The organism is Halogeometricum limi (genome assembly GCF_900115785.1).
GTDB lineage: Archaea > Halobacteriota > Halobacteria > Halobacteriales > Haloferacaceae > Halogeometricum > Halogeometricum limi.
This window is the reverse complement of sequence record NZ_FOYS01000003.1, coordinates 595,381-615,789: the sequence shown is the minus strand read 5'-3', so window position 1 is coordinate 615,789 and position 20,409 is coordinate 595,381. Positions and strand designations below refer to the sequence as shown.

Sequence of the window (20,409 nt, the reverse complement as noted above, 5' to 3'; positions counted from 1 at the left end):
CGAGGAGTGGTCTGCGAAGCAGACCCGAGTCGGAAAAAGGTGGGCAGTCGTGAACGCACAGGACGAGTAGACGGACGCGAGCGAAGCGAGCGCGTCTCCTTTTCACTCCTCGGCCGGCGCACGATTTTCTCCTCGTCCGACGAGAGGGTACGTATGGTCTCCGACCCCGGTGTGAGCGTACGCGCGACGGACGAACTCGTTCCCTTCGAGAACGCGCCGCCGGGCGCGACGTGGACGACGGCGTTCGAGACGACTCGCGTCCTGTTGGTTCGCGCCGAGAACGACCGAGAGACGCCGTGGCAGACCGGTGGAAGAGACGCCTACGGTGTCGTCCTCGACGGCGACGGTCGACTCGACTTCGGACCCGGCGAATCCGACTCGGTGCGCGTGGACGAAGGTGAGTTCTTCTTCGTGCCCGCCGGTTCGACTCACCGGTACGTCCCGTTCGGCGAACGTCAGGTGTGTCTCGTCGCGTTCGTCGGCACTGGCGACGTCGTCGTCCTCGCGGACGAGTCGAGCGACGCACCGTCGGAACCGCCGCGGGTCGCCGGCGGGGCGGCTCTCGTCCCGACCGGCCACCTCTCGAATCTGACGCGACTCACCCCGTTTCCCGACGCGGCGGTGCAACAGGTCCGCGGCCACGCGACGGGACGAGTCGCCTCCGACTGGCACCACCACGGCGACAACGACGTGTTCGGGTACGTCCTCGACGGCGAGGGATACGTCGAGTGGGGCGTCGCAGACGGCGAGCGAACACTGGCCCGCGCGGGCGAGTTCTTCCACGTCCCCGCGGGCGTCGTTCATCGAGACGTCAACCCGAGTGACGACGACCAGCGGTACGTCCTGTGGCTCACGGGGTCGGAACCGCGACTCGTCCGCGTCGAGAGGCCGAACGGCGAGTGAGTCGACTCACCGGAACTCCTGCCACGCGACGGCCGCCGCGAACGCCGCGAACAACGGGGCGGCGAAGAGGACGAACGTCGCGCCGTCGGTCGGCGAGAAACACGCCGCGAAGGCGACGAAGACGAACGCGACGGAGCCGCGTTGTCTCGTCGTGGTGAAGCGGTCGACGAGACCCGCGCGCGTCGCCGCGGCGAGGAGCGCGGGCGTCGCCGCCGCCGCACCGAGCGCGACGGGGAAGAACAGCCACAGTTCGGCGAGCCAGTAGGGGCCGAGACTCGAACCGGCTCCCGCCGCGAACGGGGCGACGAGTTCGACGACGGCGGGGAACGTCACCGCCGCGCCGAGTGCGCCCGCGAGGAAGAGGACGGCGGAGAGCGCGACGTGACGACGGGCCCGCGAGGCGGAGACGCGAGCGTCGCGCGCGACGGCGCGGCCGAAGACGACGCCGGTGGCGAGAAAGCCCGCGAGGACGCCGGCTTCGACGGCGAGTCGGAACTCCGTCAACGGTCGCGACGAGGGAACGGGGGACGAAGCGGCCACCGGGACGAGGTCGGTGAACCGTATCGGGAGGGCGACGGCGGTGACGAGCGCAGAGACGACGAGAAGCGTCGCGACGAGCGACGGGAACGCGCGCCGGAACGCGACGGTCACCGGACTGCCAGCGGCGACACCGACGCCGTCTCCGGCGTAGTGGTCGGAACGCATCGATTCGTGCGTCTGCAACCGCTGTTATCAACTTTTCTGTCGTCACAGCGACGACGGTGATTCGCGGCCCGGGACGCGCTGGAACCACGGACAGTCACGACGGTGCCGAAGGCTCGTTATGCCGACACGAGACGTCTTCTCCGTGGTGAGTGGTGCGTGACAGGTACGGTGACGGTGGTGGTGGTCGTGGTGATGCTCCTCCTCTCGGGGTGCGCAGGGTCGGCAGCGCAGGCGGCCGGAACGGTCGGAGGCGAGACGCCGAGCGACGTAGTCGACACAGGCTGGAGCGAGGGCGTCTCGAACACGGAAACCGACGCAGAGACGTCCCGCGACGCCGTCGCGTCGGAGCCGAGACCGGACCCCGAGACGGACGTGCTCGGGTGGGAGAACGGGTACTGGTACGACGACCCGCTCGACGTGAACGCGACGGACGGCATCGACGACGAGGAGATGGCGGTGTTGCTGGCGCGGACGATGGCCCGCGTGGAGCACATCCGCGGACACGAGTTCACGCGAGAGGTCCGAGTGAGAGTGATGACGCGAGAAGAGTACGCGGCAGAAGGCTTCTACCCACTGCAAGACGTCGGGCGCACGAGTCGACAACTCGACCAGTTCTACGAGGCGGCGTTCTTCGTCGGCGAAGACGAGAACGCGACCGAAGTCGCGTTGAACCACTCGCGAGGATTTCCGGACGCCTACTATCTCTTCTTCTCGGACGAGATAGTCGTCGTCGCGGACGAGGAGAACCTCAGCAGGTTCGACGAGACGCTTCTCGCGCACGAACTCGGACACGCGTTACAGGACGAGTACGTCCCGCCGACCGTCCTGTTTGAGAACTTCGGGATACTCATCAGAAACTACTGGGACCACTACCTAGTCGTCCGAACGCTCGTCGAGGGCGACCCGAGTCTGATGGAGTCGTTCTACGCCGAGCGATGCGCCGAGGCGTGGGACTGCGTGACGGTGGCACAGACCGAGTCGAACCGGACGGTGGTCCACGGCGGGATGCTGGCGATGGACCTGTATCCGTACTCCGACGGCACGAACTTCACCGCCGCGGTGTACGAACGCGGACTACAGGGAAGGGAGGGGTGGGACGCGGTCGACCTGATGTACGAACTCGCGCCGAGTCACGCCGAGCAGGTGACGCACCCCGACCAGTACCCGTTCCAGTACACGGCCTACCCGCTCGTCCTCCACGCTCCCTCCGACGGCTGGTTGCGACATCCGTACCCCTTCCACCTCGGCGAACCGTACGTCTTCGCGATGTTCTGGTACCAGTCGTGGGAACACGACGCGGGCATCGTGAACGCCTCGGCGTTCTTCGTCGCCGACGGCGGCGCGTACGACCGCTACAACTACACAAGCGTCCCCTCCACCGGGTGGGACGGCGATACGCTCGTGACCTACCACCGCGGCGAGGAGGACGCCTACGTCTGGGCGACGAAGTGGGACACCGAACGGGACGCCGTCGAGTTCCACGACGCCTACCTGAAACTGCTCGGTCACCACGGCGCGGTGGAAGTCGGGCCGAACACGTACGTCGTCCCCTCGGGACCGTACGCGGACGCGTTCTGCGTCGAACTGGAGGGGCGGGAGGTGCTCGTCGTGAACGCGCCCGAAGTCACAGACATCCCGAACGTCCGTCCGGGGACGCCCGCGACGGAGGCCTGACGGCGCCCCGCGTCGCTCTCGCTGGCAGTCGTCGTCCGACCGACGCTCTCGGGAACGGGCGTTCGCCGTTCGTCGGTCGAGGTCAGTCGCTCGCGCGTCGTTCGAACCGCGACGGCGGCGGGAACTGCGGGTCGTCGACGTCGCCCGGTTCCGTCGGCGACAGCGGTTCGGGGAGGACGCATCGGGGTTTCCGTCGGTTGACGTGCGCGTACTCCGTCGGCGCGTTGGCCAGCGGATGCGCGGGGTTCTCCCGGCCGTCGATACGGGCGGCGCGGAGTTCCGCGAATCCGGCGATGCGGGCCTGGATACCCCGCCAGTGGTTCTCGCTTCCCGCCGGAACCGACGTGGCCCGCCGCGGGTGCCAGTCCGGGTCGGCGGCCGCGAGGACTTGGGTGTTGACGTTGCCCGCTAAGTCGTCGTGGTCGACGAGAACCCCCACGCGTGCGTTCGGCGGCGCGCGGGCGGCGAGAACGTCCAGTCCGAGGTGCAACGCGCGATACTCGGAGACGTTGTTGTTCGGTGCGGCGTCCGGCACCGCGACGCGAGCGACGCGTGTGCCGTCGCGCGCCTCGATGACGACGCCCAGTCCACCGTCGCCCGTCGGTCGATAGGAGCCGTCGGTGGCGACGTAGAAGTGGCGGTGATGGGTACGGGGCGGGTGCGCGATGTGCGGCGTCGGAGACTCGTCGAACAAGTCTCGAAGTGATTGGCGGCCGTGAACGGCCATATTCATCCGTAACCGACAGGGAAATATAAATATAACCCGCGTTCGCACGCGCCGGGGCGACGAACACACAGATAGGTGACGAGAACGTACCGTCGGCTATGGAACTCACCGCACGGGAGTTGATGACGACGGAGGTAGAGACGGTCGCCCCGGACGACGACGTGAGCGAGGTTCTCGGTCGTCTCGCGCGGGCGTCGTTCAACGGGTTTCCGGTCGTCGACGACTCGGGTGCGCTCGTCGGTATCGTCACCCAACACGACCTCGTGGGCCTGTTCGAGACGAAAGACCGCACCCTGTGGATTCCCATCGGCTTCCCGCCGTTCATGGAGACGCTCACCTACGCCGTCGACGTCTCGTGGGAGGATTTCGACCTCGGCGTCGACCTCCTGAAGAACGCGAACAAACCCATCCGGGAGGTGATGACCGCGGACGTGGTGACCGTCACGCCCGACACCGACCTCGATACGATACTCGACTACCTCGCGGACGACGACAGAGACATCAACCGCCTGCCGGTGGTCGAGGGCGGGCGACTGGTCGGTATCGTCGCCCGGCAGGACGTCCTCCGCGCGGTGCGCGACCGGCGGCGTTCGGAGTCGACGGGCGAAAAGCGGTAGCCGAGGGACCCGAACGAAACGTTGAGGAACCGGGCAGACAGAGCGGTGGTGTGACCCGGTACCGAAACGTCGCGTTGTTCGTCTTCCTCGCCGCCGTCTGGGGTGCGGCGTTCATGGCTATCAAGGCCGGACTCGGTACCCCGACCGACCCCGGCGGATTCTTCGACGCGCCCGTGCTGTTCGCGGCGATTCGGTACGACGTGGCCGGCGTGTTGATGCTCGCGTACGCCGCCTACGCCACCGACCAACTGGTCCCGCGCGGCCGGGACGAGTGGGCCACCGTCGCCGTGGGGTCGGTGTTCATCATGGCTGGCTATCACGCCCTCCTGTTCGTCGGCGAGACGGACCCCGCCGTCACCTCCGCCGCCGCGGCCGTCATCGTCAGTCTGAGTCCGCTCCTGACGACGGCGTTCGCGCGGGCCTTCCTCCCCTCCGAACGCCTCACCGCCGTCGGCGTCGTCGGTCTCCTGTTGGGACTCGTGGGCGTCGTCGTCCTCTCGAACCCCGACCCGAACGACCTTCTCGCGGGCGGGGCCGTCGCCAAACTCCTCGTCTTCGGCGCGGCGGCGTCGTTCGCACTGGGGTCGGTGCTCACGAGACGCATCGACGCCGACCTCCCCATCGAGACGATGGAGGCGTGGACGATGCTCGGCGGGGCCGCCCTGATGCACGCGTTGAGCGTCGGCATCGGCGAGTCCGTCTCGGCGGTCAGGTGGACCACGGACGCGGTGTTGGCCGTCGGCTATCTCTCGGTCGTCGCCAGTGCGCTCGGTTTCCTCGTCTACTTCGTCCTGTTGGAGCGTCTCGGACCCATCGAAATCAACCTCGTCTCCTACGTCGCGCCGGTGTTCGCCGCGCTCACGGGGTGGGCGTTCCTCGGCGAACTCCCGACGCGGTACACCGTCGTCGGCTTCGTCGTCATCTTCGCCGGCTTCCTCCTGTTGAAGCGAGAGAGCATCCGCGCGGAGATGCCGCGTCTTCGCGGGCGAGACACGTCTGAGACGCGAGACTGAGACGGCGATATCCGAGAGAAGACCGCTCGTGGACTCCGCTACTCCTCTGCGCGCGCCGCTTCGACGACTTCGCCGACCATCGTCCACCCGTCGTCGTCGGGGCCTTTCCGGCCGATGAGGACCGACTCGTTGTCCTCGGAGGTGACGAGTCGGTACTCGACGCCCGCCTCGTCGACGCGTTCGCCCTCTCCTTGGAACTCCTGTTGGAAGAACTCGGTACTGTGCATCCGGTAGACGGCGGTGGTGTCGTCGTCGAGTGTGAGACGAACCGGCTTCGGCGAGACGTTGTGGATGCGCTTGGCCACGCGGTTGAGGTCTGCCATGGCCGTACGGAGGCGGCGTCCGCTAAAAAATCCGGCTACAGTTCGACGTCGTCGGTGCGGAACGCGCCCTCGTCCATCTCGGCTTCGTACTCCTCGATAGCCGTGAGGACGATTTCGAGCAGGGCGTCCGGACTCCAGCGTGCGGTGTTGATCGTGAGGTCGTAGAACGACCGGTCCGACACGTCGATGCCGTAGTACGAGTCGTAGCGGCCCGCCTCGCTCACCTCTCGGACGCGCATCTCCGCCTCCATCTCGTCTCGGCCGCGCGTCCGGTCGACGCGCGTCTCCTCGGGCGCGTCGAGCCAGATTCGAAGGTCCGCGCGGTTTCCGGCCAACCAGCCGGCGAGTCGAGATTCGAGGACGAACGCCTTGTTCGCCGTCCCCCACTGTTCGGCTATCGTGCGCAGGCGACCGTCGAGTGCGCGGTCAATCTCGTCGGACTCGTCGGCTTTCGCGATGAGTTGCGAGAGCGTCATGCCGCGTTCCTCCGCGAGTTCGCGGAAGATGTCGCCGCCCGAGACGTATCCGCAGTTCAGAGAGCGCGATAACCCCTCGCACAGCGTCGTCGCCCCGCATCCCGGCGGCCCCGAGACGGTGACGAACAGGTTGCTCTCGACCGACCGTCCCGCGGGAGCGTCTTCCTCCATCATAGACGTTCGGTGACTCTCCCTCCCGACAGAAAAACCCGCTGACACGGGTCAGACCGCTGTCGAACTCCGTCTGGGCTTCCCGTGACTCACTCGAACGTCGCTTCGGTCGCGTCGCGCGAGAGGCCGGCGGTCAACGCGAGGACGAGTTTGACGCGCGCTTTCGCCGTCGAGAGCGTGCCCGCGTAGGCGACGCCGTGGTCCCGAAGCGTGACCCCGCCACCGGCCGTACCGTACACGGCCTCCGTCGGGCCGGCGTGACACCGCGAGGAGACGACGACGGAGAGTCGGTCGACGGCCTCGGCGACGGCGTCTCCCAGCGGTCCCGTCGCGTTTCCGAGGCCCGTTCCCTCGACGACGACGCCGTCCGCCTCGTCGACGACGCGGTCCAGCGCCGACCCGGTCACTCCGGTCCCCGAGTGGACGACGGGAACGGTCGCGTACGCCGAGGCGTCTCGGTCGGGCGAGAGCGCGTCCGCCGGGAGCGACACGTCCGAACGCGCCCGTTCGGGGTCGCGGTGGACTCGCGTCGTCGCGCGGGTGAACGTCGCGACCGGACCCGTCCCGGGGGACTGGAACGTGTCGAGGGCGTTCGTGTGCGTCTTCACGACGTCGCGGGCGGCGTGCAGTTCGTCGTCGAACGCCACGTGGACGCCCGGCGAGAACCGGTCTTCGGTGGCGGCCCGAACGGCGGTGAGGAGATTCGCGGGCGCGTCCGACCCGGGTTCGTCGAAGCGGCGTTGCGACCCCGTGACGACGACGGGGACGGGCACGTCGCACGCGAGGTCCAACGCGTACGCGGTGTCCGCGAGCGTGTCCGTCCCGTGGGTGACGACGACGCCGTCGGCACCGTCGGCGACGGCGGTTCGAACCGCGTCGGCCGCAGAGGCGACGACGCCGAAGTCCATGTCGAACCCGGCGCGTGACCCCGCGTCTGTCACGCGAAGCGTCGCGTACTCGGCGACGTCCGGAACGGCCGCGACCAGTTCCTCGCCCGCCTTCGCGGGGGCCGCACCGTCCGCGGCCGGTTCGCTCGCTATCGTCCCACCGCATCCGACGACGTGTACCGTAGGCATCGTCTCGGTCGACGACCCGCCCCTGATTACTTCTTTCGTCCCGCGAGGAGGCCGAAGAGCCGTCCGAAGCCCGTTCAGGTCCGATTATGTGAATGTTTTACCGGCAACAAACTCCGAGAACCTCGGTGTGTAGGGAGAATATACAGGCACGAGGAATTTCGTCCTCCCGACGGCCCCTCGACGGTGTCGGACGCTACGCTCACAGCAGACGTATAGAAAATAAAGACTGACACGAGAGCAATACTGTTTCAAACGAAGAAGACTTCAGAGAAGTTGATAAACAGTATCGCCTCTTCTCAGCTGTTTTTGAACAGTCAGAGTTTCATGACAGTCTCGTTTAAACCATCGTGAACAGACCCCAACTCTCGGGCGGCTTAATGTGAGTGTCCGTTCTTCGAACAGATGAGGTGTGTCACAGGTCATGTCGAACTCGTCATCAACGGTCCCCCGCGAACGCTTCGCCCGTCTCCGCGAAGTGCTAGAAACGCCCCCGGACTCCGTCCGCGTCGGACTGAAACTCGTCGCCTACCCGATTCAGTTCGTCGCGTTCTGGTTAGCCGTCGCCCTGCCGTTTCTCTACCTTCCGCTCCTGTACGGGGGACTCAGCGGCGGGCAAGCGACCGTCTTCGGGTCGCTTCTGGCGCTGAACGCCGCGGCTCTCATCGTCGGACACGGGCACAGTCGGACGGACTGACGACCACTGCTTCGGCCCTCCACAGGACACCACTGCTTCGGCCCGCCCTTTCTTCGCGCCGCGCCGTCGGCCCTCCACGCCGTCGCCGTTCACCTTCGAACCGCGTCGTTTTACCCGACTCCCGAGCGTCGGCGTCGGTGTGACGCTCGATACGGTTTCGCTCGGGAGGACGGGCACGAAAGTCTCCGAACTCGCGTTCGGGACGTGGCGGTTCGGCCGCGAGGACGACGACGGCGAGGTGGAGGTGGGACCCAACCGCGCCCACAAACTCCTCGACGCGTACGCGGACGCGGGCGGGACGTTCATCGACACCGCCGACATGTACGGCGACGGCCGCGCGGAGGAGTACATCGGAGACTGGTTGGCCGGCCGGGACAGAGAGGACTTCGTCGTCGCCTCCAAAATCTACTGGCCCACCCGCGAGGACGCCAACGGCCGCGGACTCAACCGAAAACATCTCCGGCAGAGCATCGACGAGATTCTCTCGCGACTCGGCACCGACTACGTGGACGTGCTCTACACCCACCGCTGGGACGACGACACGCCCGCCCGAGAGTTCATGCGAACGCTCGACGAGTTCGTGCGAGACGGGAAGGTGAACTACCTCGGCGCGTCGACGTTCGAACCGAACGCCTGGAAGGTGGCGAAGGCCAACGAAATCGCCGACAAGCGCGGGTACGAACCGTTCACGCTGTCGCAACCGCGCTACAACGTCGTCAACCGCGAGATAGAAGGCAACTACCTCGAGATGTGCGCCGACTACGACATCGGCGTCGTGCCGTGGTCACCGCTCGCCGGCGGCTTTCTCACCGGGAAGTACAGCCGAGACGAGACGCCGCCGAGAGACTCCCGCGCCGCCTCCGACCAGCAGTTCGTCGACTCGTATCTCACGCCGGAGAACTTCGACGCACTGGAGACTGTCGAGGCCGTCGCCGAGGAAGTCGATGCCTCGCCGGGACAGGTCGCGTTGGCGTGGTTGCTCCACCACGACCAGGTGACGGCACCCATCGTCGGCGCGCGGACCGTCGACCAACTGGCGGAGAACCTCGCCGCGGCGGACATCTCGCTCACGACCGAGCAGTTCGCGCGCCTCGCCGACGCGAAGGGCGAGTGAGCGCCGAGAACCGTCAGACGTACCGGTGACGACGCCGTAGCGAGGGCATGACCGACTCGGACGCATCCGCAGACGTCGACCCCGAGGCGTACGCCGCCGAACTCGAACGGAAGCGCGAGGAGAAAGACGACTTCTTCGCGTCGCATCCGCAGTCGCCGATTCCACCCGCGGAGCGCGACTCGTTCGACGGACTGGACTACTTCGACCCCGATACCGACGCGCGCGTCGCCGCGACGGCGACGGTGCACGACGACCCCGAACCGGTGACGATGGAGACGACGGCGGGCAACGAGGTGCGCTACCTCCGATTGGTCACGTTCGCCTTCGAACTCGACGGCGAGTCGGTCGAACTGCACGGCTACCAGCAGGAACGCGAGGACGACGAGGCCATCTTTGTCCCCTTCCGCGACAAGACGACGGGTCAGCAGTCCTACCGGAACGGCCGGTACGTCGAACTGCACCCCGACGGCGACCTGACCGACGGCGACACCGTCGTCCTCGACCTCAACCTCGCGTACACGCCGTTCTGCGCCTACAGCGACACGTTCGCGTGCCCGCTTCCGCCCGAAGAGAACTGGCTCGACGTGAGCGTCGAGGCGGGCGAGCGAGACTACGAGAATGCGTCGCAGTAGCACGATTTCCGACCGAAAACGCAACACACATATTCGTCGCATTTCGAGTGTCGGCCATGGGACTGCTCAGTAGCAAGAAATCGCTCGTCGGTCTGGCGCTGATGGTCGTCGGCACGCTCGCGTTCCTGCCGGGACTGCTCCCGAACGCGACGTTCCTCTCCGCCGTCGGACTGGTCGTCGGTGCAATCGTCCTCACCGCGGGAACGTGGCTGGTCGGAACCGACGGCGACGGACGACCCGTCTGAGACGACGAGTTTTTCAGTCGATTCTTTTTCGAGGCGCTAACGGGTGAGCGACGGGTGCGTTCGTCACGTCCGGGAGCGATGGCTGTCGCTCGGCGGTGTGGCGTCGATAAAGGAAGGAAGTCGGGTCGTTAGTTGTTCGGCGCGGTGTACTCAGAGAGCGTAGCGGAGTTTTCGTTGTTCTCGGAACTCCAAACGACGCGGAAGTCGGCTCCCGTCAAGTCACCGTTACCGCCTGCGTAGAGCGTGTCACCGGCACCGACCATAGTGCCAGCGGAGAATCCACCATCGGATTCTATGAACGACTCTTTGCTACTCGTCTCTGAACCGTTGATCGCGGCTTCGGTGGTTGCGATGTCCACGTCCTTGCTAGCAGCGAGGCTGAGTCGGTCTGCTTCGATCGTATCTCCTGTCTCGTGGGTCACAGTCACCACGTCGTCGCCAGCATTGTCATCGAAGTCGAATCCAAAGCTAGCCTGAGGTGTCGTCTGCGATAGGTTTCCCCCGAGATTCAGCACGAAGGTGCCGATGACTGCTGCGAGGATGACGGTGATAGCCACCATCAGGATGACGCCGATGACCGGCGACACCGCGGAGTCGTCCGTGAAGAGCTGTTTGAGCTTCATGATTACGGAGACGTACTTTCACTCAGCGTAGCGGAATTTTCGCCAGTCTCGCTCGACCAGACGACGCGAACGGTGTCGCTGGCCCATCCACTGACCTTGATTTCGGTGGAACTACCCGCCGAAATGGAACCAGCGAAGACCGCATCGTTACTGCTCTCTGATGCGTCACCCCACGCATTGGTGATATCTTTCCCTTCGACGACAACTTTGAGATTTTCAGAGTCGGCGTCGATGGTGTCTCCCGTTTCGTGGGTGATTACTGCAGAATCGTTGCTGTTGTTGTAGTCGAATCCGAACGATGCTTGCGGCGTGGTTTGCGAGACGCTTCCCCCGAGGTTCAGCACGAACGTGCCGATGACTGCTGCGAGGATGACGGTGATAGCCACCATCAGGATGACGCCGATGACCGGCGACACCGCGGAGTCGTCCGTGAAGAGCTGTTTGAGCTTCATGATTGGTTTGTCGGACGACACCCCGACGACAGAAGTCGGTGGTTCGTTCTCCCCCCGGCGGCCGACTCGGCTTCGAGCGGTCGCCAGTCCCATCCCCTGCCGTGGCGTGTCTATTCGTCTCCATACGCTACTGTAACTTAAATCTAAAGGTCAAATTAAGCTGAAAGTCGTGTGATGGTGTACCCCTTAATGTGCGCTTTATAAGGGGTTTAAGAGGGGTGTTTCGGACGGCCTGCGGGTCCCGTTTCCCGGGAGTCCAGTGCGGGACTAGATGGATAACTCGTGTTGCGGACCAGATGCTATATTCACCTTCGCACGCGCGTAGACCGGAACCGGAGCGGGAGATATCGTCGAGAGGAGTGCGTTGCGGGGTACCACGTGGACCAACGAAAGCCGCGCGAGACACGTTTCGCGCGGGGATGCGTACGAACCGCGGAATGCGGTCCGCCCTACCCAAGGCGGCAGTACGCGTTCCTCTGTAAAGCTCAACTGCACAAAACATTTTCGAATGATATTATCAACAGCGGAGATACTGTCCGGATTATACTAATGGCCGTAGTGTAAGTACAGAAAGTATTTACGTGGGACGTTCGTTGCCCATCACGTACCCCTATCCATGGTGATGTCCGTGAGTAACTCCCTCCAAGTCCGAACGGTCGGGCGTTTTGTGGGACCCTCAGGCTGGACGAAAGCCGGCATCGCCGATTGCAACACTCAAAAACCATGACAAGCAACACGAAGCAGTTCCGCGCAGTCTTCCTGGCGGCGCTGATGGTTATGTCGGTTTTCGCCGGCACCGTCGCGTTTGCAGGATCCGCTGCTGCGGCAAGTGGTGCGACGGTCGATGTCTTCCAGCCCGATACGGTCGACGAAGGCACGACCAACACGCACAACGTTAACGTATCGTTCACCGGCTATTCGCAAGACGCTAGCGACGACTACATCAACGTCACGCTCCCTGCAGGGACCGTTGACAGCGAGTCTCTGACGGTCGTCAACGCGACGGGCGACGAAATCCCGTCCACGGTCACGACCTCGGGCGCTAGCGCGAACGTCACTATCGCATCCGGCGCAGCCAACGTCACGAGCCAGATCTACCTCAACGGCTCGTTCGACGCCGCAGTCCCGAACGTCACCAGCACGACCAACGCGGACGTCTCGTTCGAACTCGTTGACAGTGCTGGTTCCGACGTCTCGGACACCGCCGGTCTGACGATCACCAACACCGACGGCAGCCAGTCGGGTTCTCCCAGCTACCTCGAGAGCGTTCACTACGACGAGACGGCCAATGACGGTAACACTGAAATCGAACTCTCGTTCAGTGAACCCGTCAACAACCTCGATGGCGCTCAGCTCTACATCGACGACGAACCTGTCGGTACGCTGAGCGACGTCGCGAGTGACGCTGGTGGATCCATCACCAACACTGATGGCCGCTACGTTGTCCCTGTCGACGGTGACATGGTCAACACGGGCGACATCACGGTCCGACTGACCAACAGCATCACGGACGGCTCCAACGCACTCTCCAACACCGGTAACAAGACGGTCGAAGTCGCACCCGTGACGGTCGACTCGTCGAACACCGACGTCAACGCCTACAAGGGCTCCAAAGTCGCCGTCGTCGCGGCCTCGGACTCGACCTCCGTCGAGATCGAAGGTGACGACAGCGACTACTTCGTCTCCGGTTCCACCGGTGACAACAGCAACGTCTTCGTCTTCGCGACGGAGAACCGCGACATCGACACGTACAACGTGTCTGTCGGAGGTTCCTCCAGCTACGAAGCGCAGATCAACCTCCGTAACCTCGGTCTCGACGTCTCCGTCGACGACCTGAACATTACGAACAGCGACGACGACCTCATCGAGGGCACGGTCTCCGCGAACGCGGCGAACCGCCCGATTGCGGTCGAACTCGTCGACGCTGACGACGAGACGGTCAAGACCATCGGCGCGACGCTGAACGGTCAGGCCGAGTACGAGTACACGTTCAACGCGTCGGACCTCGACGCGGGCAACTACACGGTCGTCGCGACGGACAACCAGTCCGGCGTCACGGCCGAATCCTCGAGCATCGTCGTCTCGAAGGCCGGTGAAGGCCGCGCAGACATCGGTGCAGGCGGCATCGTCACCGAAGAGCGTGGCGACATCGCGAACATCACGGTCGAACTCCAGAACACGGATACGGCGACGCTCACCATCGGTGAGTCCGACGTCGGCTTCGTGAGCAACGTCACGGTCGTCGACGACGACGGTGACGGGATGGTCAACGTCTCGTTCAACACCTACGCCGCGTCCGGTCTCTCGGGCTCCCTCTCGGACACCCAGGCTGAGACGCTCTACTCCGTCGGTGAGGACGACGAGATAGACAGCGCAGAGATCGACTCTGACAACAGCGTCAGCGAACTCCTCGACGCAGGCGAGTACCCGCTCGAAGTGCAGGCAGGTACGGGCACCAGCCCTGACGACGCACAGGGCGTCGGTACCCTCGTCCTCGAAGAGCGCAACACGTCTTCCATCCAGAGTTGGACGGCACCGTCCGACGCTGAGATCGAGAACAAGGGAGACGTCTACGCGGCGATCAACAACAGCAACATCACGCAGGACGACGAGATTGCCTACGGCGACCTCGCTGTCCACCAAGTCGAAGCGTCCGGCCTCGAGGGCGCTCTCGAAGCGACTGACGACGACACGACCGCGGCGTTCTTCCAGCTGATCCAGAACGACGCTATCAACCTCACGGTCGAGCAGACGGAAGCCGGTGCAAACCGCGATCCGTTCATGCTCGCCCTCGGTGAGGACAACACGACGGTCATCGCAGACGCTGAGAACGACACCTACTTCGTCATGTTCGACACGGACGCCGTCAACACGATGGGCGACGCCCGTGACCTCGAAGCAGACGACGGCCTCACGGCCAACTTCACGGTCACCGACGAGACGGGTCTCGCAGAGGATGACCAGTCCGTCGAAGACGAGTACGAACTCATCGAAGCCGAGCACACGCTCGACGACGTCGAAGTCGCCGCTTCCGCGAACCAGTCGATAGCGGGCGAGACGACGGTCGCACCCGGCACCGAAATCAACCTCCGCGTTCGCTCGGACGGCGACACGCAGCCGAGCTTCCTGAAGACGGCGACCGCGTACGTCACCGAGAACGGGACGTACGAGGCTGCCTTCGACTTCAGCGAGCAGTCGGCGAACGACACGTTCACGGTGACGGTCCGTGGCGGCGTCGCTGACTCCATCACCGCAGACGGTACGGTCACGGAAGGCGACGGCAACATGACCGAGACCGGTACGGAGACCGGCACCGGTACGGACACCGGCGAAACGGACACGCCGACCGACACCGGCGAGACTGACACGCCGACCGACACCGGCGAGACTGACACGCCGACCGACACCGGCGAAACGGACACGCCGACTGACGGCGGCGAGACCGAGACCGGTACGGAAACGAACACGCCCGGCTTCGGTGCAGTCGTCGCTGTGACGGCGCTCCTGGCCGCGGCACTCCTCGCAGTCCGCCGCGACTAACGTCTGAACTACCGGCTCACGCCGGCTCTCTCACATCACTTTCTTTCGACGCGCTACACCCACCAGCGACGGCGTCGACGACGCCGGGACGTTCGACGACACGCTGTTCTCACGACTCTCGACGAGACGGGGCGGTCGCTCTGGCGACTCCGAAGCGTCGAACGGCAGAGAGAACGAGACCGTAGCGCTCCGAGCACTGCAGTTCCTCTTGTTTGGTTTGTTTAGGCGTTCGCGTACGCGTGCGCGTGAGACACATTCGACTACGACGCCGAGAACGCGTTCTCGTCTCGAACGACGCGAACGGTAGCCGACGCGCTCTCGGTCGAAGCGTTCCGAAGAAGTGCCCGGGGTGGGCTCCGAACCCACGATCTCCGCATGTCCCAGGTCTGAGGCTCGGCGGGCCCCTGTGGGGAGCGGGCGGAGGCTTCCAAGGCATACCGCACCGAATCTCAGAAACCCTATGAGTGCGGCGCTATGTCCAGCTAAGCCACCCGGGCTCGATTATTCGTTGTCCGATGAAGTTCTTTAAGCTTCTCATCTGGTCCCGCCGGTTGGTGTGACACCACTGCACACGCGGTCGGGAGAATCACCCGCGGATTTATCAATCGGGACGGGGACACCCACCTATGAGCCAACCGCAGATGGTCCAGTCCGCCCTCGAGGGCGAAGACGTGGTCGCCCGCGTCGCCCTCGGCGGCGAGGACGAACTGTACGCCACGCCGACGCGGACGCTGGTCTATCGGTCGGAAGGGATTCTGTCGGACGAAGCGGTCGAGGCGTACCCGCACACCGCAGAACGAATCACCGTCTCCGAGGGGCGACGTAAAGCGAAGATAACGCTCGACTACGGCCTCGACGGCGAGGAGACGTTCGGACTCCCCGTCAAGCAGTTAGACCGCGCCCTCCACCCGGTGGTCGAAGGCGTCCTGAAGGCAAACGACATCCTCGCTGACGACGAACCGATGCAGCGACTGTTCCGTTTCAGCGAACTCACGCTCGTCGTCTCCTCGCGACGCGTCGTCAAGCACATCGGCGCGTCGCTGTGGGACGAAGACTTCGAGGAGTATCGCTACGACGACGTGGCCGACCTCCAGTTCGAGAGCGGGAGCGTCGCCACCTCGGTCGTGATGACCGTCGCCGGTCGGCAGGAACGCTTCAAAGCGCCGAACGAGGAGGCGCGCGCCCTCCGCGAGACGCTCGAATCGGCACTGCTCGACTACTGGGGCGTCTCCTCGGTCGACGAACTCCGCGCGGCGAACGAACCCGACGAGGAGGAACCGGCGGCCGACGCGGAGGACGTCTCCTTCGGCGACGGCCCGGACCCCCTGAGCGCCAACCCGTCAGAACTCTCCGAGGAACCGGCGAACGCGACTCGCTCGCCCTCGGAGGCACCGGCGGAGACATCGGCGGACGCGTCGGCGGCGGGCCAGAGCGTCGCCCGACAGGTCGAAGCGCCCGCGGAGTCGACCACCGAGTCCGTCGAAACCGAAGCGGTGACGGACGACGGAGACGCCGGAAACGGGGACGGGTTCGACGGGTCGGGCTTCGAGTCGGCGGCGGCCGACGCCAACGAACGCGTCGCAGACGAACTCGCCGAGTTGCGCGCGACCGTCGACCGGCAGGGAGAGGAGATTCGCGAGCAACGCGAACTCATCGAACAACTCATCGACGAACTGCGCCGCGGGCGGTAGACGCGTCCGTCGGCGACGACTCGGCGACTCGGCGGCGACCCCGCTACAATCCGACGACGACCGATTACGACCGACCGAGTACCTTCTCGATGCACGAAGAGCCGAACGGCCCGAGTTCGCCCGCGTCGAACCGGACGAAGTGTCCCGTCGAGATTCCGGCACCGCAGCGTCGGCAGGTGAACTCGCCCTCGCGCCGGACGACCTGACTCTCGAACCGAACGAACGTCCCGCCGCGTCGCGTCTGGATACGGCCGCCGTCTCGGTCGATGACGCCGCGGAGTTCCGCGGTATCGAGTATCTCGCGCGTGAGCGACGGGTTCGTCGTCACCGTCTCGATGCGGTCCACCGCCTCCGACAGCGACAGGTCGTCCGTCTCCAGATGTGCGAGCAGTTCGACGCCGAGTTCGACGCGTTCGCTCCGGTCCATCTCTCGGACGTCGGTCGGGTCGGCATCAGTCAGGTCGGTATCGGCCGAACCGTCGTCGCTCCCGGCGTCGAAGGCCGACAGGTCCGACTGCGTCTCGCTGTCGTCGTCCACGGGTTCGATAGACCGTGCGCGGTGCACGGACAAAAGCGCACCGTGGTGGGGTCTCCTCCGGCCGCGGAGGCACAAGGCGTATAGCCTCCCGCGGGAGAGAAGCGTGCGATGAAGCGCCCTCGCGTCGACGCTCGGGTCGCCGTCGGTCTCTCGGTCCTCGTCGTCGCCGCTCTCGCGGCGGTGTCGTCTCCGGACGTCGTCCTCGCGCACGCGACGTGGCTCGCGGCCGACCCCGTCCGACTGGCCGCCGCGACGCTCGTTCTCGCCGTCGTCCGGCCGTTCCTCGCGTGGCCGACGACGCTTCTCGCCGTCGTCGTCGGGTTCGGGTTCGGTCTCCCCGGCCTTCCGTTCGCGCTCTGTCTCATCGTCCTCACGAGCGTTCCGCCGTTCCTGTTCGCGAAGCGGTACGGGCGAACGGGGCGACTGGCGGCCGCCGGCGAGTCGTTCGTCGAGCGAACCGGCGACCTCAGGAGCGTCGTCGCCAGCCGTCTCGTCCCCGCGCCCTCGGACGTGGTGTCGGTCGGAGCGGGCGTCGCGGGCGTCCGACTCCGGTGGTTCGCGCTCGGAACCGCCATCGGCGAAGCGCCGTGGGCCGTCGCGGGCGTCCTCGCGGGTGCGTCCGCGGAGACGCTGGCGGCGGGTGACGTCGCCGGCGCGATAGACGCGCGAGTGGTCGTCGTCGCGGGACTGGTCGCGTCGGTGCTCCTGGTACCGGTCGCGTACGAGTGGTACGGCGAACGGACGGACGCGGAGGCCGACGGCGACGCGGCGTGAGCGGCGAGTACGACGGAGAACGGAGAACGAGTCGCTCGCGTCGAGAAGAGGCTACTCCAGGAGCGACGCGCCCGTCATCACGTCGGGTTGGTGGACGTCCATCAGTTCGAGCATCGTCGGCGCGATGTCGCAGAGCGACCCGCCCGAGCGAACCGTTCGGCCGCCGTCGTCGCCCGCGGGCGTGAGGTAGACGAGCGGAACGGGGTTCGTCGTGTGCGCGGTGTGGGGCGACTCCGGCGTCCCCATGTCGTCGGCGTTACCGTGGTCGGCCGTGATGAGGACGTGTCCGCCCGCCGCCCGAATCGCGTCGACCAGTCGGCCCAACTGTTCGTCGACGGCCTCGACGGCGGCGACGGCGGCGTCGAAGTCGCCGGTGTGACCCACCATGTCGGGGTTCGCGTAGTTCAACACCAGCGCGTCGGGGTCTTCTGACTCCACGAGTTCGATTGCGGTGTCGGTGAGTTCTTCCGCGCTCATCTCCGGCTTCTCGTCGTACGTCGGCACGTCGGGGCTCTCGACGATTTCGCGTCTCTCCCCGTCGAACGCCACCTCGCGCCCGCCGTTGAGGAAGTAGGTCACGTGGGCGTACTTCTCGGACTCCGCGAGTCGGAGTTGCGTCTTGCCCGCCATCGAGAGCGTCTCTCCGAGCGTGTCCTCGGGGTCGTTCGGCGGGAACGCCACGGGGAAGGTGAACGTCTCGTCGTACTCGGTCATCGTCACGAGGCGAATCTCCGGCGGCGACGTGTCGAACGCCCACTCCGGCCGGGTGTTCGTGAGCATCCGGCAGAGTTGGCGGGCGCGGTCCGGCCGGAAGTTGAAGAAGACGACGGCGTCGCCGTCTTCGAGCGCCGGGCCGCCCTCGACCAGCGTCGGTTCGACGAACTCGTCGGTGTCGCCGCGGTCGTACGAGTCGGTGACGGCGTCGACGGCCGACGGCGCCTCGTGGTCGGCCTCCCGGTTCACGATGGCGTCGTAGGCGCGCTTCGTGCGCTCCCAGTTCTGGTCGCGGTCCATCGCGTAGTACCGCCCCGAGACGGTGGCCACGTCTCCCGTCCCGTGGTCTGCGACGGTCGACTCCAGCGCCGCAAGGTAGTCCTCGCCGCCGTGGGGGTCGGTGTCGCGTCCGTCCATGAACGCGTGCGTGACGGCCTCGACGCCGCGGTCGGCGGCCATCTCGACCAGCGCGTGGACGTGGCCCTGCTCGGAGTGGACGCCGCCGTCGCTCACGAGACCCATGTAGTGGACGCGGCCGCCCGTGTGCTCGACGTGCTCGAACGCTGAGGTCAGCGCCTCGTTCTCGAAGAACGACCCGTCGTCGATGGCGTCCTCGATGCGGGTGTACGCCTGCTTGACGACGCGCCCCGCGCCGATGTTGAGGTGTCCGACCTCGCTGTTGCCCATCTGGCCGTCGGGGAGGCCGACGTTTCGCCCCGACACGTCGAGCGTGCCGTACGCGCCGGCGTCGGCGAAGCGGTCGAAGTTCGGCGTGTCCGCCGCCTTCACCGCGTCGCGTCTGTCGTGGTCGCCGAGGCCCCAGCCGTCGAGGATAACGAGCGCAGCCTGCATACGCGGGGCGACGGCGGCGAGCGGTAACTACCCTTCGTTTCCCGCAGTCGGTCTCTCACGGTCGTTCACGGGTCGTTCCGGGCTCACGGGTCGTTCGGGACTCTCTCGCCGGAGGCGACCCAGACGCGACAGCTTCTTTCGGCCACCGGCCGTTCGGACGGGCGATGGAGGACGCGAGGACGGACGCGGCGACCGGACGGTCGGAGACGACGTGGCGACGACCGGTGCCCGAGCGCTGGGTGCAGTACTACCTCGGGAACGCCCCGAGTCTCGCGTGGTTGCTCGTCGTCAACACGGGCGCGTTCCTCGTCGGCGTGAGCTTCTACGTCCACTCCGAGCCCTCGCTCCGCGAGGTCAGTTCGCTTCTCTACCCCCTGTTCGGCGACTCCCCGACGGCGCTGGCGCTCGCGACGCTCTCGTTCGTGACGCTCGTCCCGCACCTCGGACGGCCCGTCCGCGACGCGCCGACGAACGCCGTTCTCAGCGTCATTCACACGCTCGCCTTCGTCTGGCTGGTGAAGTACGGCGTCTGGACGGCCGTCGCACTCAACCTCAGACCGGACCTCTACTTCGGGTTCTCGCCCGCGCTGCTGTGGGACTACTGGGGAATCATGCTCACGCATCTGTTCTTCCTCGTCGAGGCGGCGCTCATCCCGTACTACGGAAAGACGTCGCGCGGCGCGCTCGGACTCGCACTCGTCTTGGCGCTCGTCAACGACGCGTACGACTACGGCTTCGGCTTTCATCCGCCGCTGAAGTACGAACCGGGACTGCTCCTCGCGGCGGTAACCGTCGGCCTCTCCGTCGGAACCGTCGCCCTCGCGGCGCGAGTGTTCGACCGGTAGCGACCGAACG

General features: G+C 65.8%; 21 protein-coding genes and 1 tRNA gene. 12 read left to right on the top strand and 10 right to left on the bottom strand.

Annotated elements, in window-relative coordinates; all coding sequences use genetic code 11:
• Positions 1–153 precede the first annotated feature (153 nt).
• Positions 154–903 (top strand): cupin domain-containing protein, encoded by a 750-nt coding sequence (locus tag BM282_RS11850; RefSeq protein ID WP_089881062.1) that lies wholly within the window; start codon positions 154–156, stop codon positions 901–903.
• A 6-nt stretch (positions 904–909) separates the two neighbouring features.
• Here the strand turns inward: BM282_RS11850 and BM282_RS11845 are convergent, their stop codons facing one another.
• Positions 910–1,608, bottom strand: coding sequence for a twin-arginine translocase subunit TatC (locus BM282_RS11845; RefSeq protein ID WP_089881059.1), 699 nt, complete (start codon positions 1,606–1,608; stop codon positions 910–912).
• Positions 1,609–1,764: 156 nt separating this feature from the next.
• Here BM282_RS11845 and BM282_RS11840 point away from each other — a divergent pair, with 156 nt between their 5' ends.
• On the top strand, positions 1,765–3,282 hold the full coding sequence (locus BM282_RS11840; protein WP_139229716.1) for an Hvo_1808 family surface protein: 1,518 nt from the start codon (positions 1,765–1,767) through the stop codon (positions 3,280–3,282).
• 82 nt (positions 3,283–3,364) lie between these two features.
• Here BM282_RS11840 and BM282_RS11835 read toward each other — a convergent pair whose 3' ends face one another.
• On the bottom strand, positions 3,365–4,009 hold the full coding sequence (locus BM282_RS11835) for a ribonuclease H (RefSeq protein WP_089881053.1): 645 nt from the start codon (positions 4,007–4,009) through the stop codon (positions 3,365–3,367).
• 98 nt (positions 4,010–4,107) lie between these two features.
• Between BM282_RS11835 and BM282_RS11830 the strand changes: the two genes are divergently transcribed.
• A complete protein-coding gene (locus BM282_RS11830; RefSeq protein ID WP_089881050.1) occupies positions 4,108–4,626 on the top strand; it encodes a CBS domain-containing protein in 519 nt (172 codons plus the stop codon).
• Positions 4,627–4,676: 50 nt separating this feature from the next.
• The gene (locus BM282_RS11825; RefSeq protein WP_089881047.1) at positions 4,677–5,639 is read left to right on the top strand and encodes a DMT family transporter; all 963 of its coding nucleotides are present in this window, start codon (positions 4,677–4,679) and stop codon (positions 5,637–5,639) included.
• A gap of 38 nt (positions 5,640–5,677) precedes the next feature.
• Here BM282_RS11825 and BM282_RS11820 read toward each other — a convergent pair whose 3' ends face one another.
• The 3 genes from BM282_RS11820 to BM282_RS11810 form a co-directional block, all read right to left on the bottom strand.
• On the bottom strand, positions 5,678–5,962 hold the full coding sequence (locus BM282_RS11820) for a transcriptional regulator (protein WP_089881044.1): 285 nt from the start codon (positions 5,960–5,962) through the stop codon (positions 5,678–5,680).
• 35 nt (positions 5,963–5,997) lie between these two features.
• The gene (gene cmk, locus BM282_RS11815) at positions 5,998–6,609 is read right to left on the bottom strand and encodes a (d)CMP kinase (RefSeq protein ID WP_089881193.1); all 612 of its coding nucleotides are present in this window, start codon (positions 6,607–6,609) and stop codon (positions 5,998–6,000) included.
• 89 nt (positions 6,610–6,698) lie between these two features.
• Positions 6,699–7,685: an asparaginase gene (locus BM282_RS11810; protein WP_089881041.1), complete on the bottom strand. Its 987-nt coding sequence runs from the start codon at positions 7,683–7,685 to the stop codon at positions 6,699–6,701.
• 421 nt (positions 7,686–8,106) lie between these two features.
• On the opposite strand from BM282_RS11810, the gene BM282_RS11805 reads away from it, so the two are divergent.
• The 4 genes from BM282_RS11805 to BM282_RS11790 all read left to right on the top strand — a co-directional run bounded on the left by BM282_RS11805 (position 8,107) and on the right by BM282_RS11790 (position 10,370).
• Positions 8,107–8,379, top strand: a complete 273-nt coding sequence (locus BM282_RS11805; protein WP_089881039.1) for a hypothetical protein — start codon at positions 8,107–8,109, stop codon at positions 8,377–8,379.
• A gap of 139 nt (positions 8,380–8,518) precedes the next feature.
• A complete protein-coding gene (locus tag BM282_RS11800; RefSeq protein ID WP_089881036.1) occupies positions 8,519–9,493 on the top strand; it encodes an aldo/keto reductase in 975 nt (324 codons plus the stop codon).
• A gap of 47 nt (positions 9,494–9,540) precedes the next feature.
• The gene (locus tag BM282_RS11795; protein WP_089881033.1) at positions 9,541–10,125 is read left to right on the top strand and encodes a DUF1684 domain-containing protein; all 585 of its coding nucleotides are present in this window, start codon (positions 9,541–9,543) and stop codon (positions 10,123–10,125) included.
• A 56-nt stretch (positions 10,126–10,181) separates the two neighbouring features.
• On the top strand, positions 10,182–10,370 hold the full coding sequence (locus tag BM282_RS11790; RefSeq protein ID WP_089881030.1) for a hypothetical protein: 189 nt from the start codon (positions 10,182–10,184) through the stop codon (positions 10,368–10,370).
• A 128-nt stretch (positions 10,371–10,498) separates the two neighbouring features.
• Here the strand turns inward: BM282_RS11790 and BM282_RS11785 are convergent, their stop codons facing one another.
• Positions 10,499–10,993, bottom strand: a complete 495-nt coding sequence (locus tag BM282_RS11785; protein ID WP_089881027.1) for a type IV pilin — start codon at positions 10,991–10,993, stop codon at positions 10,499–10,501.
• A 2-nt stretch (positions 10,994–10,995) separates the two neighbouring features.
• Positions 10,996–11,445 carry a type IV pilin gene (locus BM282_RS11780; RefSeq protein WP_089881024.1) on the bottom strand — a complete coding sequence of 150 codons (450 nt, stop codon included), beginning with the start codon at positions 11,443–11,445 and terminating at the stop codon, positions 10,996–10,998.
• A 723-nt stretch (positions 11,446–12,168) separates the two neighbouring features.
• Between BM282_RS11780 and BM282_RS11775 the strand changes: the two genes are divergently transcribed.
• On the top strand, positions 12,169–14,985 hold the full coding sequence (locus BM282_RS11775; protein WP_089881022.1) for a DUF7827 domain-containing protein: 2,817 nt from the start codon (positions 12,169–12,171) through the stop codon (positions 14,983–14,985).
• Between the two features lie 341 nt (positions 14,986–15,326).
• On the opposite strand, the gene BM282_RS11770 is transcribed toward BM282_RS11775, so the two are convergent.
• A tRNA-Met gene (locus BM282_RS11770) sits at positions 15,327–15,482 on the bottom strand.
• A 129-nt stretch (positions 15,483–15,611) separates the two neighbouring features.
• On the opposite strand from BM282_RS11770, the gene BM282_RS11765 reads away from it, so the two are divergent.
• Positions 15,612–16,676 (top strand): DUF7115 domain-containing protein, encoded by a 1,065-nt coding sequence (locus BM282_RS11765; protein WP_175501505.1) that lies wholly within the window; start codon positions 15,612–15,614, stop codon positions 16,674–16,676.
• A gap of 64 nt (positions 16,677–16,740) precedes the next feature.
• On the opposite strand, the gene BM282_RS11760 is transcribed toward BM282_RS11765, so the two are convergent.
• The gene (locus BM282_RS11760) at positions 16,741–17,103 is read right to left on the bottom strand and encodes a DUF5830 family protein (RefSeq protein ID WP_089881187.1); all 363 of its coding nucleotides are present in this window, start codon (positions 17,101–17,103) and stop codon (positions 16,741–16,743) included.
• Between the two features lie 219 nt (positions 17,104–17,322).
• On the opposite strand from BM282_RS11760, the gene BM282_RS11755 reads away from it, so the two are divergent.
• Positions 17,323–17,988: a TVP38/TMEM64 family protein gene (locus BM282_RS11755; RefSeq protein ID WP_089881019.1), complete on the top strand. Its 666-nt coding sequence runs from the start codon at positions 17,323–17,325 to the stop codon at positions 17,986–17,988.
• Between the two features lie 51 nt (positions 17,989–18,039).
• Here BM282_RS11755 and gpmI read toward each other — a convergent pair whose 3' ends face one another.
• Positions 18,040–19,554: a 2,3-bisphosphoglycerate-independent phosphoglycerate mutase gene (gene gpmI / locus BM282_RS11750; RefSeq protein WP_089881016.1), complete on the bottom strand. Its 1,515-nt coding sequence runs from the start codon at positions 19,552–19,554 to the stop codon at positions 18,040–18,042.
• A 164-nt stretch (positions 19,555–19,718) separates the two neighbouring features.
• On the opposite strand from gpmI, the gene BM282_RS11745 reads away from it, so the two are divergent.
• A complete protein-coding gene (locus tag BM282_RS11745; RefSeq protein WP_089881013.1) occupies positions 19,719–20,399 on the top strand; it encodes a DUF1405 domain-containing protein in 681 nt (226 codons plus the stop codon).
• Positions 20,400–20,409: the final 10 nt, after the last annotated feature.

What these genes read in the sequence shown, in the direction of transcription:
- BM282_RS11850 (WP_089881062.1), top strand. Translation starts at nt 154, where the DNA reads ATGGTCTCCGACCCCGGTGTGAGCGTACGCGCGACGGACGAACTCGTT.
- BM282_RS11845 (WP_089881059.1), bottom strand. Translation starts at nt 1,608, where the DNA reads ATGCGTTCCGACCACTACGCCGGAGACGGCGTCGGTGTCGCCGCTGGC.
- BM282_RS11835 (WP_089881053.1), bottom strand. Translation starts at nt 4,009, where the DNA reads ATGGCCGTTCACGGCCGCCAATCACTTCGAGACTTGTTCGACGAGTCT.
- BM282_RS11830 (WP_089881050.1), top strand. Translation starts at nt 4,108, where the DNA reads ATGGAACTCACCGCACGGGAGTTGATGACGACGGAGGTAGAGACGGTC.
- BM282_RS11820 (WP_089881044.1), bottom strand. Translation starts at nt 5,962, where the DNA reads ATGGCAGACCTCAACCGCGTGGCCAAGCGCATCCACAACGTCTCGCCG.
- cmk (WP_089881193.1), bottom strand. Translation starts at nt 6,609, where the DNA reads ATGGAGGAAGACGCTCCCGCGGGACGGTCGGTCGAGAGCAACCTGTTC.
- BM282_RS11810 (WP_089881041.1), bottom strand. Translation starts at nt 7,685, where the DNA reads ATGCCTACGGTACACGTCGTCGGATGCGGTGGGACGATAGCGAGCGAA.
- BM282_RS11805 (WP_089881039.1), top strand. Translation starts at nt 8,107, where the DNA reads ATGTCGAACTCGTCATCAACGGTCCCCCGCGAACGCTTCGCCCGTCTC.
- BM282_RS11795 (WP_089881033.1), top strand. Translation starts at nt 9,541, where the DNA reads ATGACCGACTCGGACGCATCCGCAGACGTCGACCCCGAGGCGTACGCC.
- BM282_RS11790 (WP_089881030.1), top strand. Translation starts at nt 10,182, where the DNA reads ATGGGACTGCTCAGTAGCAAGAAATCGCTCGTCGGTCTGGCGCTGATG.
- BM282_RS11785 (WP_089881027.1), bottom strand. Translation starts at nt 10,993, where the DNA reads ATGAAGCTCAAACAGCTCTTCACGGACGACTCCGCGGTGTCGCCGGTC.
- BM282_RS11780 (WP_089881024.1), bottom strand. Translation starts at nt 11,445, where the DNA reads ATGAAGCTCAAACAGCTCTTCACGGACGACTCCGCGGTGTCGCCGGTC.
- BM282_RS11775 (WP_089881022.1), top strand. Translation starts at nt 12,169, where the DNA reads ATGACAAGCAACACGAAGCAGTTCCGCGCAGTCTTCCTGGCGGCGCTG.
- BM282_RS11765 (WP_175501505.1), top strand. Translation starts at nt 15,612, where the DNA reads ATGAGCCAACCGCAGATGGTCCAGTCCGCCCTCGAGGGCGAAGACGTG.
- BM282_RS11760 (WP_089881187.1), bottom strand. Translation starts at nt 17,103, where the DNA reads ATGGACCGGAGCGAACGCGTCGAACTCGGCGTCGAACTGCTCGCACAT.
- BM282_RS11755 (WP_089881019.1), top strand. Translation starts at nt 17,323, where the DNA reads ATGAAGCGCCCTCGCGTCGACGCTCGGGTCGCCGTCGGTCTCTCGGTC.
- gpmI (WP_089881016.1), bottom strand. Translation starts at nt 19,554, where the DNA reads ATGCAGGCTGCGCTCGTTATCCTCGACGGCTGGGGCCTCGGCGACCAC.
- BM282_RS11745 (WP_089881013.1), top strand. Translation starts at nt 19,719, where the DNA reads ATGGAGGACGCGAGGACGGACGCGGCGACCGGACGGTCGGAGACGACG.